We start from the raw sequence: 14975 nt of genomic DNA on the forward strand, positions 1-14975 counted from the left end.
CCGTTCCCATACCGAACACGGAAGTTAAGCTCTTTAGCGCCGATGGTAGTTGGGGGCTTCCCCCTGTGAGAGTAGGACGTCGCTTCGCACATGTAAAACCCACTGAGAAATCAGTGGGTTTTTTGTTATAAAATATTTTTTCTCTCTTTAAGGAAAAACACAAATAATATAATATTCCGAATTATTTTACTTTTTAAAGAATCTTGACAGTGATGTCCCTCGGAGGTAACCTTACAATAATATTCTTTTATAAATAGGAGGCATTCTTAACAATGTGGGAAACAAAATTTGCTAAAGAAGGTTTAACTTTTGATGATGTACTATTAGTGCCAGGGCACTCTGAAGTGTTACCGAAAGATGTTAATTTGTCTGTAAATCTAACTGACAGCATTAAGTTAAACATTCCGCTGATCTCTGCAGGTATGGATACTGTAACCGAATCAAAAATGGCAATTGCCATGGCTCGTCAAGGTGGAATTGGTATTATTCATAAAAATATGAGTATTGATGAACAAGCAGAAGAAGTCGAGAAAGTAAAACGCTCTGAAAACGGCGTTATTACAAATCCTTTCTTCCTTACACCAGAACATCAAGTTTTTGATGCAGAGCATTTAATGGGCAAGTACCGCATTTCAGGTGTCCCTATTGTAAATAACATGGAAGATCAGAAATTAGTGGGTATTATTACAAACCGTGATTTACGCTTCATTTCAGATTACTCATTAAAAATTGATGATGTAATGACAAAAGAAGATTTAATCATTGCTCCTGTAGGGACAACTTTAGAAGATGCAGAAAAAATTCTTCAGCAATATAAAATTGAAAAGTTACCGATTGTTGATGAAGCAGGAAAGTTAACTGGCTTAATCACAATTAAAGATATTGAAAAAGTAATTGAGTTCCCAAATGCTGCTAAAGACAGCCACGGCCGATTAGTTGTAGGAGCGGCGGTTGGTGTTTCTAAAGATACAATGATGCGTATTGCGAAGCTAGTGGAAGCGCAAGTGGACATCGTTGTAATTGATACAGCACACGGTCATTCTCAAGGAGTTTTAAATACAATTAAAGACATTCGTGCAGCTTACCCGGACTTGGATATTATTGCAGGGAATGTTGCAACAGCTGAAGGAACACGTGCATTATTTGAAGCTGGTGCCGATGTTGTAAAAGTAGGAATCGGTCCTGGTTCTATTTGTACAACTCGTGTTGTAGCAGGAGTTGGTGTACCACAAATTACAGCTGTTTACGATGCAGCATCAGTTGCCCGTGAATTAGGTAAAACAATTATTGCTGATGGCGGTATCAAGTATTCTGGAGATATCACAAAAGCTTTAGCTGCAGGTGGACATACTGTAATGTTAGGTTCATTATTAGCAGGAACATCTGAATCTCCTGGTGAAACAGAAATCTTCCAAGGACGTCGCTTTAAAGTGTACCGTGGAATGGGTTCACTAGGTGCAATGGAAAAAGGTTCTAAAGACCGCTACTTCCAAGAAGATGCGAAAAAGCTTGTACCAGAAGGAATTGAAGGACGTTTACCATACAAAGGACCTTTAGCAGATACAATTCACCAATTAGTTGGTGGTGTACGTGCCGGAATGGGTTACTGCGGTGCACCGGATTTAGAACACTTACGTGAAAAATCACAGTTCATTAAAATGTCGGGTGCAGGCTTACGTGAATCACATCCACATGATGTACAAATTACGAAAGAATCACCAAACTACTCTTTACAATAATTACTAGGAAACTTTCAAACGTTACTATCGTCAAATTGGAGATAGTAACGTTTTTTTATTAATAGAAGGTCACATACAACTACTTATGTATGATAAAATGACGTTAGACAAGAATAAAAATTTGGAGGTAGCTTTGTGAAGAAGGTAAGAAAGCAAACGGTATTAAGCATTGTCTTAATTCCGATTTTAATACTTAGCATGCTGGCGGTGACACCTGCTAAGACAAATGCGGCGACGGATTTAGGGTTAACGGTAGATGCGGCAATATTAATTGATGCAGACACAGGGAAAATTTTATATGAGCAAAATGCAGAGACAGCTTTAGGTATTGCAAGTATGACGAAAATGATGACAGAGTATCTATTACTTGATGCAATCGAAGAAGGCTCAATTTCATGGGATCAACAATATAATGTATCAGAGTATACATATAAAGTTTCCCAAAACCGTTTATTAAGTAATGTACCGTTACGTGCTGATGGTACGTATACAATTAGAGAGTTATATGAAGCAATGGCAATCTATTCTGCAAATGCTGCTACAATTGCGATTGCAGAAACAATTGCAGGTACAGAAAAAGAATTCCTTAAATTGATGGATAAAAAGGCAGAAGAACTTGGCTTAGAAAATTACAAATTTGTAAACGCAACAGGTTTAAATAATGCTGATTTACAAGGCATGCATCCAGAAGGTACTGGTGAAAAAGATGAAAACGTCATGCCTGCTCGTTCTGTAGCAAAATTAGCGTACAACTTATTAAAAGATCATCCTGACATGTTAGAAACAGCAAAAATTCCGAAGAAAATATTCCGTGAAGGAACTTCGGATGCAATTAGTATGTCCAACTGGAACTTCATGCTACCGGGCCTTGTATATGAATATGAAGGCGTAGACGGGTTAAAAACAGGGACAACAGATTTTGCCGGTCATACATTTACAGGTACAGCTAAACGCGGTGATACACGTTTAATCGCTGTTGTTATGAAGGCAGTGGATTCAAAGGGTGTAGGCTCTTATAAAGCACGTTTTGATGCGACAGCGAAGTTATTTGATTATGGATTTGGTCAATTTTCGAAAGTAGAACTTCTTCCAGGTAACTACGTTTTTGAAGAGCAAAAAACGATTCCTGTTACTAAAGGGAAAGAGGACTCTGTTAAAATCGGTTTGAAAGAGCCGGTTTCTGTAATGGTTAAGACGAGCGAGAAAGATTCATACGTTCCGACGTTGACATTGGACAAGAAAGAAATTGAAGCAGGAATCGAAAAAGACCAAGTAGTAGGACAGGCTGTACTTGCACCTACAGAAGGCAAAGATTTCGGCTATATTGATGGCAATCCTATTGTAGCAGATGTCGTGACGACAGAATCGGTAGAACGTGCAGGGAAAATATCATTAATGTTCCAAGGTATCGGAAGCTTTTTCGGTAATTTATGGAATGGTGTGTTTGGATTTGCAGGTAATTTAATTAAATAATGAGTGGGCCTTTCTATAAGTAAATGCTTGTAGAAAGGCTTTTTTTTTCGTCTAAGGGAATTTTTCGAATGGGACAATTTGTCGATAAACCATGCAAAACATACATTGATACATGGAGGGATTAATCATGTGTGGAATATCAGGTTGGATCGATTACTCGACCCACTTAGTAAATGAAGAATCAATGATTAAAAAAATGACGAGGACGCTTTTACACCGTGGTCCGGATAGTGAAGGATACTTTATAAGCAAACATGCTTTACTGGGCCATAAACGGCTCGCAATTATTGATTTAGTGACAGGTAATCAGCCGATGACTCGCGGCGAATTGACAATTGTGTATAATGGCGAGGTTTACAATGCAAACGAGCTTCGTGAACAGCTTAAAAATTTGGGCCATTCCTTTTATACAACATCCGATACAGAAGTTATTTTAATGGCGTATGTTGAATGGAAAGACCGCTGTATGGAGTACTTAAATGGGATATTTGCTTTTGCCGTATGGAATGAGCAGGAGCAATCACTATTCCTATGTCGTGACCGGCTAGGGGTAAAGCCGCTGTTTTATTATGAGCTTCCGGATGGGCTATTGTTCAGTTCTGAAATAAAAGGGATACTGGCACATCCTGCTGTGAAGGCAGAAGTTGATGCAGAAGGGCTTGCCGCATTATTTAGTCTTGGCCCATCACGTATTGTAGGGCATGCCATATTTAAAGGGATTAAAGAAGTTAAGCCCGCATACGCAATGATGGTGCGAAGCGGTTTCAGGAAAAGCTGGCAGTACTGGGACATTGAAAGTAAACATCATGAACATTCAGAGGCAGAAACGATTGAAAATGTCCGGGAACTCGTAACAAATGCAATTATTCGTCAACTAATAAGCGATGTGCCGCTAAGTACAATGCTATCAGGCGGACTCGATTCAAGTATCATTACGGCGGTTGCTGCACAACAACTTGCAAAAGAACAGAAAACATTGGCGACTTATTCCGTAGCATTTGAAGAAAATGACTATCATTTCACAAAAAACTCATTTCAAACATCACAGGATGAATTCTGGATCGGAAAAATGCAACAGGCATTTCAGACAAAGCACCGACAAGTAACGTTGACCCAACAAGAATTAGTAGATGGTTTAGAACAGGCAATGCGTTTAAAAGACATGCCGAGTATGGCGGATATTGATAGCTCATTTTATTTATTCTGTAAAGAAATGAAAAAAGAACATACTGTGGCGCTGTCGGGTGAATGTGCTGATGAAGTATTTGGTGGTTATCCATGGTTTTATGAAGGGAAAAGAGAAACACTTTTCCCGTGGCTTCGTTCTACAAAGGAACGTGAACAGTTATTTAAATCAGATTGGCAAAAACGCCTGCAGTTGCCGCAGTTTATGCAAAGTACTTATGAAGAAGCAGTAAAAGGGATGCCATCATTTATAGGGACTAAAGAAGAGCAGGAACGCCAGCAGCTGTTTTATTTAAATAACCAGTTCTTTATGCAGACGTTATTAGAAAGAAATGACCGGATGACGATGGGTGCAAGTATGGAAGTCCGTGTACCGTTTGCCGATCATACAATAATTGAATATGTATGGAATATTCCTTGGGAAATGAAAAACAGCGGCGGAATGGAAAAGGGGATTTTACGAAAGGCGTTTCAGGATATTTTACCGAAGGAAGTTGTGGAGCGTAAGAAAAATCCGTATCCCAAAACGTATCATCCTAAATATACAGAACTCGTTCATCAACGGTTAGAGCAAATTTTACGGCAGAAGCACTCAGTTCTGCATGAATTATTCGAGAAGGAGCAGTTAGAACGATTGCTTGCTACAAATGGTCAATCGTTTCAAATACCTTGGTTTGGCCAGTTAATGGCGGGACCACAACTCATAGCATATTTTATACAATTACATGATTGGGTCGAGCAATATCGCATCAATATTATTTCAACGTAAAGAGACGTTTCCATACGGAACGTCTCTTTAAAAATCCCTTTCTATTAACTTTTAGAAATCCCCCAAATTTCCATTAGCTGATGGATGTTCGGTTCAATATCATGAAGTTGCAAATTACCAAACCCTAATAAAAATGTTCTTTTGGAGTAATGCTGCTCTGTTAAATAATAATTTGATAACGGTAAAATATGGATACCGTGCTTGCGCGCGACCTGTTGAAGTTCCCGTTCAGATTCCTTATGACGGAATGCAACAAGAATGTTCGTACCGGCAGCATCACCGGATATTGTTATTTGAGAGTAATGATTTGAAAACACTTCAATACATTTATCGTGCTTTTTACGGTAAATTTTACGCATCCGATTTAAATGTTTGGCAAAGTGTCCGTCTTTCATAAACTTCGCTAAAATATGCTGTTCAAACCGAGGAACTGTAGAAGAGTAGTAATTAAAATGCTCCTGATAGCGTTGAACGAGTGTTGGCGGCAGGACAAAAAAGGCAACACGCAATGATGGCATCAATGATTTAGTAAAGGTACTTAAATAAATGACCCGGTCATTTACATCAAGTCCTCTAAGCGCTGGAATTGGCTTCCCAATATATCGAAATTCACTGTCGTAATCATCTTCAATAATAAAACGGTCCGGTGTTTTAGCTGCCCAATTTAATAATTGTGTCCGTCGATTAGCTGAAAGAACTGCACCAGTCGGGAATTGGTGTGAAGGTGTTATGTAAACGACATTTGCATTTGATTTCTGTAATTGTTCCACCACAATTCCATCTGTATCAACAGAAATCGGAATAGCGAGCTGACCTAATTGATGACGGGGAATAGGTGAATAACCTGGATTTTCAAAAGCAAGCTTTGAATCAACATCTAGAATTTTTAAAATCATAGGCAGTAATTGCTCAGTACCGGAGCCGATGACGATTTGCTCTGGCTGGCACTCGATTCCCCGTGATTGGTGTAAATAGTTCGCAATTTCGATACGCAATGCAAGCTCACCTTGACGTTCCCCTGTCTGAAGTAGATGTTTGAACGGTTTATCGAGCACGTCTTTTGCATATTTTCTCCATATCGTAAAAGGAAAAGCTTCCTCATCAATTTTTGCAGAAGAGAAATCAATTTTATATTTCGTAGTTTCCGCTGTTTTTTTTATTTCATTGTTCGATAGATCACTTTGGCGGTAAGGTATTGAATCGATCTCTTCAACAAAATAACCGACACGCGGTTTTGACATAATATAGCCTTCCGCCAACAGCTGCGAATACGCAAGCTCGACGGTTGTTTGACTTATATTGAAAAAATCCGCAAGTTCCCTTTTGGAAGGAAGGCGTACACCAACAGCTAGCTGGTTGTTAGTAATTGCATTTTTTATGCCGATATACAGTTGTTCATATAGTGGAATCGTATGGTCCTTATGAAGCTGAAAGAAAAGCATCTTCTTATCCTCCTTATGTAACCTTAATGAAATTTCAATTTTAATTAATATTGAAAGTGTCAGAAAAGTATAGCACGATGTAGAAAATTAGTGAATGTTTTCGCCGGAACTTGCAAATGTATATGGTTTTATAGTACAGTATGGTTAAATTTATAAATGAATTCGATGATAGGAAGTAGTAGCAAGCCCGTTTTTTTTAGAGAGTCAGCGGTCGGTGGAAGCTGATAAAAACACTTGTGAATCCGTCCTTGAGATGCTTTTTCCGAAATTATAGTAGGTGGAAGCCGGCTTACCAAAGTCGTTAATTGTTAAGAGGAATAGATTTTTCTATTCAATTAGGGTGGCAACGCGGGTAGCTCTCGTCCCTTTCATAGGGATTGAGGGCTTTTTTGTATTTATTCTGCTAATACATTAACGCGTTAAAGTGCTCAGGATCATCATTTCATAAATATTAGGAGGAAAAATTATGTTAGATATTAAACGCGTCCGCGACAATTTTGAAGAAGTAAAGCGTATGCTTCTTACACGTAATGAGGATTTAGGAAATCTGGATAACTTTGAAAACTTAGATACAAAACGTCGTGAATTAATCGCCAAAACAGAAGTATTGAAAGCAGAGCGCAATAAAGTGTCTGAACAAATTTCTGTTATGAAGCGCAACAAAGAAGATGCATCAGAAGTAATTGCACGTATGCGCGAAGTAGGCGATGAAATTAAAGCATTGGATGCCGAATTAAATGCCATTGAAGATGAATTTAAAGATATGATGATGCGTTTGCCGAATATCCCGCATGAATCAGTACCTGTTGGCACAGAAGAAGATGATAATGTGGAAGAGTACACTTGGGGCGATGTGCCGGCATTTAATTTTGAAGCAAAAGCACATTGGGATATTGCCAAAGAATTAGATATCGTAGACTTTGAGCGCGGAGCTAAAGTTACGGGAAGCCGTTTCTTGTTCTATAAAGGTTTAGGCGCACGTTTAGAGCGTGCTTTACTGAACTTCATGATGGATCTTCATTCAGATCAGCATGGCTATACAGAAATGCTGCCACCGCAAATCGTTAACCGCGATTCACTGACAGGTACAGGCCAATTACCGAAGTTTGAAGAAGACGTATTTAAATTAGTTCGTGAAGAAGATGAAATGGATTATTACCTGATTCCAACTGCTGAAGTACCGGTAACAAACTATTACCGTGATGAAATTTTATCAGCGGATATGCTACCGCAAGCGTTCTCTGCATTCAGCGCTAACTTCCGTTCAGAAGCAGGATCTGCAGGTCGTGATACACGTGGACTGATCCGTCAGCATCAGTTCAATAAAGTAGAATTAGTTCGCTTTGTTAAACCGGAAGAATCTTATGAGCAACTTGAAATCTTAACTGGTCATGCTGAAAAGGTATTACAACTTTTAGGTTTACCATACCGCAAATTAAAAATGTGTACAGCAGATTTAGGTTTCACAGCTGCGAAGAAGTACGATTTGGAAGTATGGATTCCTGCTCAAAACATGTACCGCGAAATTTCTTCATGTTCAAACTTCGAAGATTTCCAAGCGCGTCGTGCGAATATCCGTTTCCGTCGTGAAGCAGGTGCAAAACCGGAATTCGTTCACACGTTAAATGGTTCAGGTCTAGCAATAGGTCGTACAGTAGCAGCAATTCTGGAAAATTACCAACAAGAAGATGGTTCTGTTGTTATTCCGGAAGTGTTACGTCCATATATGGGTGGACTAGAAGTCATTACTGTAAAATAATTTAATCTAAATTAAAAAGTGTGTTGAATCAATAATTTCAACACACTTTTTTTCTTTTCTGCGCTAAAATATTTCAGGGAATTTAGTAATTTATTTTACAAAGCGAGAATATTTTGTTATATTCGAGAAAATAGGATATTGGATACAATATTTTAACATTAATAGAATTTATTGAATAAAGTTTCTAAGAACATCATATTTTGCACGTGTAATATGTTGTTCAAGCAATTGGCATGTAAGCTCAATGTTATCGTTAGCCAAAGCTTCCACCATTAAATCATGTTCACTAATGGAAGTGGCAATTTGGTTAGGTAAAAGATGTGGTGTTTGCTGAGGGAAACCGGTCCAAAAATTTTCAATAATGCTATTTAATTTCCCCCAAGGACAATCTTTTATTAACAGATGATGAAATTGAATATTAAGTTGAATATATTCATCTGTATCATCTGTTTTCTTCATTCTCTCGTTAAGCTCACGCAATTGATTTACTAGTTGTGGTGACATCGTTTTCAAACTTTCAGCAGCAGCCATTGGTTCAAATTTAGCTCGTAAAAAATAAATTTCTTCCAGTTCGTGGATTGTAAATTGTTTGACGACAGCCCCTTTATGCGGCTCAACTGTGACATAGCCTTCAGCAGCCAACTGTTTTATCGCTTCTCGGATCGGCATTCTGCTAACGTTTAATGTTTTCGCCAATTCATCCTGTACCAGGCGTTCGCCAGGCTGCAGCTGCCCTTTTATAATCGCTTCGCGCAGAATCCGGTAAATTTTAGAGGGTAATGTTTCAGCAGTTAAATCATGATCAAATTTCATATAAAACACCTCATTATGTGTTGTATTTTGGATCCAATATACAATATACGGAAAAACTATGCAAACTTTAAAGAGGGATGTTGTCATGGAACAACAGATTCAGATTGGATGGGATGAAGTAAGGCTCCCGCACCCTGTTTTTGAAGGGGATACAATTTACTCCTATACAGAAATATTATCAAAAAAAGAAAGTGCTAAACGAAATAATGTAGGGATCATTGAAGTGAAAACAACCGGCTACAACCAGGACGGGCAAATTGTCATTCACTTTAAACGCACGATGATGATTTATAAAAAGGACTTTGCACCAAACATTACGAAGCCTTTAATCGATCAAGTAATCTCACAGAAAGGGAAGTGAACGAATGGAATATATTCAAGTTTCATATGAATATGAAGAGAAAATTGCGATTGTTACATTAAACCGACCGGAAATGCGTCATGCATTTAATACGGAAATGGCGAAGCAGCTGTTAACTGTATTTCAGTCATTCAATGAGCAGCCGGTACGCGTCGTCATTTTAACTTCCTCCACTGAAGATGCCTTTTGTTCAGGCGCGGATTTAAAAGAGCGTAAAGGGATGAGTGAGTCCGCGTGGACGGAACAGCATCACTTATTTGAACAAATGTTCCAGGCAGTAGCCAATTGCAGGCAACCTACCATTGCTGCGATCAATGGCTATACACTTGCAGGAGGGTTTGAACTTGCATTGAATACGGACTTAATTGTTGCCGGTAAAAATGCAAAGGTAGGGCTAACCGAGGTCACTCGAGGTATTATGCCGGGCGGAGGAGGAGCACGATTACTGCCAAAACGTGTACCGCTCCATATTGCAAAAGAATGGCTATTTACAGGGCGGATTGTCTCTGCAGAAGAAGCACAGAACGCAGGGTTATTTAATCGAGTTGTCGAATCTGAAGAAGTAATGAGTACCACACTTGAGTTAGCAAAAGAAATTGCAGGCAATGCACCTTTAGGCGTTCAAGGCGTTAAAAAAGTAGCAGAAATTAGTTCATTAGAAGCATCTGAAGCATTCCGGATTGAAATAGAAACGTACAACGAGGTTATCGCTTCTGTGGATCGAATGGAAGGTATTTTAGCCTTCAACGAAAAAAGAAAACCTAATTTTATTGGACGGTAGGAGGATCTCAGATGATGTTAACAGAGAATCTGGCATTTTTAGAAGAACTTCGTGAAGGTGTAAGAGCAGTTTGCAAACGTTTTGATGGTGACTATTGGCGGAAATTGGATGAGATCGACGGATATCCGACCGAATTTGTGGAGGCTATTACTCAGGCTGGCTTTTTAGGGGCTTTAATACCAGAACAATATGGTGGTTCCGGTTTAGGAATATTGGAAGCATCGGTAATTTTAGAGGAGATTAATCGTTCAGGCGGGAACGCGGGTGCGTGTCATGCACAAATGTATACGATGGGAACGATTTTACGGCATGGTTCTCCTGCACAAAAGGAGAAATATTTGCCGAAGATTGCGGACGGGTCACTTCGTTTACAAGCATTTGGGGTGACGGAACCTAACACTGGTACTGACACAACAAACTTAAAAACGTTTGCGAAACGGGATGGCGACCATTATATCGTGAATGGTCAAAAGGTATTCATTTCCCGTGCAGAGCATTCGGATTTAATGATTTTATTAGTGCGTACAACACCGAAAGACCAATGCGTTAAAAAGAGTGACGGCCTGTCCGTGCTAATTGTTGATTTGAATGAAGCAGTTGGAAATGGATTAGAAATACGGCCAATTAAAACAATGATGAACCATGCGACAACGGAATTGTTTATCGACAATTTAAAGGTGCCTGTAGAAAATTTAATTGGCGAAGAGGGAAAAGGATTCCGCTATATCTTGGACGGAATGAATGCCGAGCGGATTTTAATTGCTGCGGAATGTATCGGTGATGGACGCTGGTTTATTGAACGGGCAACGAATTATGCAAAAGAACGTGTTGTTTTTGATCGTCCGATAGGTCAAAACCAAGGAATACAGTTTCCGATTGCCCAGGCGCATATCCATATTGAGGCGGCAGACTTAATGCGTATAAAAGCTGCGGAATTTTATGATCGTCAGCAAGCTTGCGGGGCAGAGGCCAACATGGCGAAGTTATTTGCTGCAGATGCATCATGGGAGGCGGCCAATGTAACGATTCAAACTTATGGCGGCTTTGGCTTTGCCGCAGAATATGATATTGAGCGGAAATTTAAAGAGACACGGCTCTATCAAGTAGCTCCAATTTCAACAAACCTGATTTTATCATACGTCGGAGAACATATATTAAAACTTCCAAAATCTTATTGAGGTGAAAATCATGCACTTTCCAAAGCAAGTTGAAATTATTGAAGTAGGTCCACGCGACGGTTTGCAAAATGAATCACGCTTTGTGCCAACAGAGGAAAAGAAAAAGTTAATCAAGCAATTATATGAAGCGGGCTTTCAGCGTATTGAAACGGCATCGTTTGTTCATCCAAAAATTGTCCCGCAAATGGCAGACGCACAGGAAATTACGGCATTTTGTAATGAACTGGGGATGGAATATATCGCTTTAACTCCTAATATGAAAGCACTGGAGCGTGCAATTGATGCAGGTGTACCGCAGATTGCGGTATTCGTCGGGGCGAGTGAGACATTCAACCAAAAAAATATTAAACGTTCCATCGAAGAGTCTTTGGCAGAATGCAGCGAAGTGTTCCAGCATGCAAAAGCTCAGCAAAAGTTTATTCGTGGCTATGTGTCGATGTGTTTTAGCTGTCCGTATGAAGGAGCCATTTCCTATGAGCAAGTTAAGCGGGTTGTAGCACAATTTGTAAATGACGGGGCTGACGAAATTTCAATTGGTGATACGAATGGACAGGCAAATCCGCGCATCGTGTATGAACGGTTCAGCGCATTAAAAAAAGATTTCCCGGATACAACATTCGTGGCACATTTCCATGATACAAACGGTTTTGCCTATGCAAATATAATTGCCGCATTAAATGCGGGAATTGAAAAGTTTGATAGTTCGATTGCAGGACTTGGCGGTTGTCCGTTTTCACCTGGAGCTACAGGAAATGTAGCAACAGAGAAAGTGGTGGAGCTGTTTGAAGCGATGGAAGTTAAAACACATATCCGTCAGGAAAAGTTAAAGGATGTGGCAAAGTTCGCTTACAGCTTAGTTTAAGGAGGGCTGAATTTGAAACCATTGCAAGGAATACGTGTTCTTGATATGACAACGAATATTTCAGGGCCGACATTAACGATGATTTTAGCTGACTTAGTAGCAGAAGTGATCAAAGTAGAAAAGCTGAGCGGTGACGAGGCCAGAAAGATGGAGCCTAAATTTCAACCGGTAATTTTCCACGAAGACATCTGCTGTTTTTATGAATTCCATTAGCTCAATTTTCGTTCCCTTATGTAACTTTAACAGCCGAAGAAAAAACGTTAAAAGGTTCTTATATCAAATATCATTACGCTTGATGAAATTAGTGAAGGTTTTGATCTACTGGCAACAGGCGATAATTCTCGAATCATTATTAAAATGGATTAATGGAAAAAAGCAAAATAAAACGACGACACATTTATTCGGTAATGTGTCGTCGTTTTTGTATGGCAAGAAGTACATAAAGCACAATCCAAATACTAACGATAACCCCTACTAAACTGGCTAAATAACCAGCTGCCCCAAACGCATCGTATAACCATTGAAGAGGCGTCCCTTTTACAGGGCGATTTAGAAACATAAAATTCGTATGAAAATGTGCATTGTATATATAAACAGGCGGAACTGTGACTAGCAGAAATAATACAGCCCGCCAAATATCCGTAAAATTTGTCACCAGCTGCCTTTCCAAAATTAAAGCCGCTACAACTAATACAAGCAGTGCATGAAATATGAAGCTGTGGAAATGCAAAAAGCCGCCAACCGGATCAATTGTCCATCCGGGGAATAAAAGTGCAATCGCAGCTCCGGGCAAAGTAAGCGTAAATAATAAAGTAGCTGTAGTCCGAGTTGGGAAATAGGCATGCCAGCCAATAATGAAAATGCCAAAACCGCACAGATGGAGCGGGGGACTCCAATATGAATATTGATTTGTTACGATTAAATAAAGTTGCTTTGCTACTTCTAATAACAGTAACAGCCAGAAAATCGATTTTAGGAAAAGATGTTGCTTTTCATGAGAAGAACAATGATAAAAATATAACGAAATCACTAAAAAACCGCCAATAAAAATAAGCCACATTATATGAATCGAATCAAAAATGGAAAATCCATTCATTGCACACACCTTACTTTTCGGATTGTTGTTTTCTCGCTAACTTCTCTGCTTTTTTACGGTCGCGAAGCGCTTTGAAAAAGTCCGTTAAAATTTGTCCGCACTCTTCCGCCATAACCCCTTCTGTTACAGTACATTCATGATTAAAACGCGGATCATTGAGGAGACGGTATAATGAGTCGACACAGCCTGCCTTTATATCACGGGCCCCGTATACAACCCGTGGTACGCGTGACTGTAAAATAGCTCCTGCACACATCGGGCAAGGTTCAAGTGTAACGTACAAAGTAGTCTCTTCTAAACGCCAGCTGCCTATTTTGCTGCAGGCTTCTTGAATGGCCATGCTTTCTGCGTGTGTCAGTGCATTTTGAGTTGTTTCGCGTAAATTGTGTGCACGTGCAATAATCTCATCTTTATATACAATAACCGCGCCGATCGGTACTTCTCCAAGGGCAGCGGCTTTTTTCGCTTCTTCCAATGCTTCCTGCATGTAATGGTGATCTTTATTTTCGAGCATTCATCTATCACTCCTTAAATCCTAGTTTAGCATGCTAATGAATAGTTGGGCGACAAGAAATAAATCATGCTATGATGAAAGAAAAGTTTGAAGGAGTACAGCGATGAAGTCATTTCAAACCATAGAAGAAGTAAATGAGTATTTCGAAAATGCATTGGCTGATCTGGATAATGAGTATGAACAAAAATTGTTGACGATTGAGAAAAATGAACAACAAGTAACTATGACTTTGCACAAGCAATTTGAACAGCAAAAAGCAGCCATTGCACAGCAGCATGAAGATGAAGAATACAAACTTAATCAAAATCGCAATCAAGCAATCGAAAAAATTGAAATGTTATTCGCAAATAAAAGAAAAGTTATATCGGTAAACTATAAAGTTACTTATGAAGAAGAACAAAAAAACTATCACGTCAATAAAATTGAACTTCTTGAGCAGAAACAAGCGGAAGAACGCAGGAAGTTTCAATTTTACAATAACAGGCAACAAGCTCTACTCTCACAATTTGAACAAGTGTCGGATGTGACAGAGGGAATGGAACAAGCAATGGATAGTTTACATCAGGAGTTAACCGACATCTTGATTAAATATAAACAGCAATTCGATGAAGCGGAACAGCTGTTTGAAGAAAGCTGTCATGGACTGGTACAACAGCGTGATGAAGCAATCGAAAACCTAATGGATAATGAAGCAGCATCACAAAGCCAGCTAGATGATCAGTTATTTGAGGCATTACAGGATCTATCTGAAAGAACAGAGAAACACTATGAGCAAATCGAACAAACCTTTATGAAAAAAGAACAGTCTCTTCAGGAAATGGCATTTGCCCAGCAACAAAAAATAAATGCTAATTATGATGAACAGCGTGAAAAGTTATTTGAATTACAGGAGCAAGCGCTCGCACAATTTGATTACTAGAAATTGGCTATGCCTTATTCGGTAAAATAGAATTGTTTGCTTTGTTGTCTAAAGAACGTTGTGATAAAATTAAAAGCATTGACT

14 protein-coding genes, 1 rRNA gene, 1 pseudogene and 1 other annotated feature are annotated in these 14975 nt (G+C 39.2%); of the genes and pseudogenes, 12 read left to right on the top strand and 4 right to left on the bottom strand.

What is annotated here, in order from left to right:
* The 4 genes from rrf to asnB form a co-directional block, all read left to right on the top strand.
* Nucleotides 1-88, top strand: a 5S ribosomal RNA gene (gene rrf / locus M3166_RS18650); the annotation flags it as partial.
* Between the two features lie 184 nt (nt 89-272).
* Entirely contained in the window at nt 273-1739 is a 1467-nt protein-coding gene (gene guaB, locus M3166_RS18655) for an IMP dehydrogenase (protein WP_251691736.1), read from the top strand.
* A 135-nt stretch (nt 1740-1874) separates the two neighbouring features.
* Nucleotides 1875-3212 carry a D-alanyl-D-alanine carboxypeptidase family protein gene (locus M3166_RS18660; protein WP_251691737.1) on the top strand — a complete coding sequence of 446 codons (1338 nt, stop codon included), beginning with the start codon at nt 1875-1877 and terminating at the stop codon, nt 3210-3212.
* Between the two features lie 127 nt (nt 3213-3339).
* Entirely contained in the window at nt 3340-5166 is a 1827-nt protein-coding gene (gene asnB, locus M3166_RS18665; RefSeq protein ID WP_251691739.1) for an asparagine synthase (glutamine-hydrolyzing), read from the top strand.
* Nucleotides 5167-5210: 44 nt separating this feature from the next.
* On the opposite strand, the gene M3166_RS18670 is transcribed toward asnB, so the two are convergent.
* Nucleotides 5211-6608: a PLP-dependent aminotransferase family protein gene (locus M3166_RS18670; protein WP_251691741.1), complete on the bottom strand. Its 1398-nt coding sequence runs from the start codon at nt 6606-6608 to the stop codon at nt 5211-5213.
* A 156-nt stretch (nt 6609-6764) separates the two neighbouring features.
* Nucleotides 6765-6978 (top strand) — a binding site (T-box leader).
* A gap of 96 nt (nt 6979-7074) precedes the next feature.
* Between M3166_RS18670 and serS the strand changes: the two genes are divergently transcribed.
* Nucleotides 7075-8367: a serine--tRNA ligase gene (serS, locus tag M3166_RS18675; protein WP_251691743.1), complete on the top strand. Its 1293-nt coding sequence runs from the start codon at nt 7075-7077 to the stop codon at nt 8365-8367.
* Between the two features lie 168 nt (nt 8368-8535).
* Here serS and M3166_RS18680 read toward each other — a convergent pair whose 3' ends face one another.
* Nucleotides 8536-9180 carry a GntR family transcriptional regulator gene (locus M3166_RS18680; protein ID WP_251691745.1) on the bottom strand — a complete coding sequence of 215 codons (645 nt, stop codon included), beginning with the start codon at nt 9178-9180 and terminating at the stop codon, nt 8536-8538.
* Between the two features lie 85 nt (nt 9181-9265).
* Between M3166_RS18680 and M3166_RS18685 the strand changes: the two genes are divergently transcribed.
* The 6 genes and pseudogenes from M3166_RS18685 to M3166_RS18710 all read left to right on the top strand — a co-directional run.
* Complete coding sequence (locus M3166_RS18685) at nt 9266-9541, top strand: hypothetical protein (protein ID WP_251691747.1); 276 nt, start codon at nt 9266-9268, stop codon at nt 9539-9541.
* 4 nt (nt 9542-9545) lie between these two features.
* On the top strand, nt 9546-10322 hold the full coding sequence (locus tag M3166_RS18690) for an enoyl-CoA hydratase/isomerase family protein (protein ID WP_251691749.1): 777 nt from the start codon (nt 9546-9548) through the stop codon (nt 10320-10322).
* Between the two features lie 11 nt (nt 10323-10333).
* A complete protein-coding gene (locus M3166_RS18695; protein ID WP_251691751.1) occupies nt 10334-11500 on the top strand; it encodes an acyl-CoA dehydrogenase family protein in 1167 nt (388 codons plus the stop codon).
* Nucleotides 11501-11510: 10 nt separating this feature from the next.
* Nucleotides 11511-12362 carry a hydroxymethylglutaryl-CoA lyase gene (locus M3166_RS18700; protein ID WP_251691753.1) on the top strand — a complete coding sequence of 284 codons (852 nt, stop codon included), beginning with the start codon at nt 11511-11513 and terminating at the stop codon, nt 12360-12362.
* Between the two features lie 21 nt (nt 12363-12383).
* Complete coding sequence (locus tag M3166_RS18705; RefSeq protein ID WP_435368099.1) at nt 12384-12575, top strand: CoA transferase; 192 nt, start codon at nt 12384-12386, stop codon at nt 12573-12575.
* Nucleotides 12569-12728: pseudogene (locus M3166_RS18710) on the top strand (alcohol dehydrogenase); the annotation flags it as partial. The gene M3166_RS18705 and the pseudogene M3166_RS18710, both read left to right, overlap by 7 nt.
* Nucleotides 12729-12759: 31 nt before the next feature.
* Here M3166_RS18710 and M3166_RS18715 read toward each other — a convergent pair.
* Nucleotides 12760-13458: a YwaF family protein gene (locus M3166_RS18715; RefSeq protein WP_251691757.1), complete on the bottom strand. Its 699-nt coding sequence runs from the start codon at nt 13456-13458 to the stop codon at nt 12760-12762.
* Between the two features lie 10 nt (nt 13459-13468).
* Nucleotides 13469-13972: a tRNA adenosine(34) deaminase TadA gene (gene tadA / locus M3166_RS18720; protein WP_251691759.1), complete on the bottom strand. Its 504-nt coding sequence runs from the start codon at nt 13970-13972 to the stop codon at nt 13469-13471.
* Nucleotides 13973-14075: 103 nt separating this feature from the next.
* Between tadA and M3166_RS18725 the strand changes: the two genes are divergently transcribed.
* Complete coding sequence (locus tag M3166_RS18725; protein ID WP_251691761.1) at nt 14076-14891, top strand: hypothetical protein; 816 nt, start codon at nt 14076-14078, stop codon at nt 14889-14891.
* Nucleotides 14892-14975: the final 84 nt, after the last annotated feature.

This window comes from Solibacillus isronensis (assembly GCF_023715405.1).
Lineage (GTDB): Bacteria > Bacillota > Bacilli > Bacillales_A > Planococcaceae > Solibacillus > Solibacillus isronensis_B.

Excerpts from the sequence above, each read along its gene's own strand:
- guaB (WP_251691736.1), top strand. The coding sequence starts at position 273 with ATGTGGGAAACAAAATTTGCTAAAGAAGGTTTAACTTTTGATGATGTA.
- asnB (WP_251691739.1), top strand. The coding sequence starts at position 3,340 with ATGTGTGGAATATCAGGTTGGATCGATTACTCGACCCACTTAGTAAAT.
- M3166_RS18670 (WP_251691741.1), bottom strand. The coding sequence starts at position 6,608 with ATGCTTTTCTTTCAGCTTCATAAGGACCATACGATTCCACTATATGAA.
- serS (WP_251691743.1), top strand. The coding sequence starts at position 7,075 with ATGTTAGATATTAAACGCGTCCGCGACAATTTTGAAGAAGTAAAGCGT.
- M3166_RS18680 (WP_251691745.1), bottom strand. The coding sequence starts at position 9,180 with ATGAAATTTGATCATGATTTAACTGCTGAAACATTACCCTCTAAAATT.
- M3166_RS18685 (WP_251691747.1), top strand. The coding sequence starts at position 9,266 with ATGGAACAACAGATTCAGATTGGATGGGATGAAGTAAGGCTCCCGCAC.
- M3166_RS18690 (WP_251691749.1), top strand. The coding sequence starts at position 9,546 with ATGGAATATATTCAAGTTTCATATGAATATGAAGAGAAAATTGCGATT.
- M3166_RS18695 (WP_251691751.1), top strand. The coding sequence starts at position 10,334 with ATGATGTTAACAGAGAATCTGGCATTTTTAGAAGAACTTCGTGAAGGT.
- M3166_RS18700 (WP_251691753.1), top strand. The coding sequence starts at position 11,511 with ATGCACTTTCCAAAGCAAGTTGAAATTATTGAAGTAGGTCCACGCGAC.
- M3166_RS18715 (WP_251691757.1), bottom strand. The coding sequence starts at position 13,458 with ATGAATGGATTTTCCATTTTTGATTCGATTCATATAATGTGGCTTATT.
- tadA (WP_251691759.1), bottom strand. The coding sequence starts at position 13,972 with ATGCTCGAAAATAAAGATCACCATTACATGCAGGAAGCATTGGAAGAA.
- M3166_RS18725 (WP_251691761.1), top strand. The coding sequence starts at position 14,076 with ATGAAGTCATTTCAAACCATAGAAGAAGTAAATGAGTATTTCGAAAAT.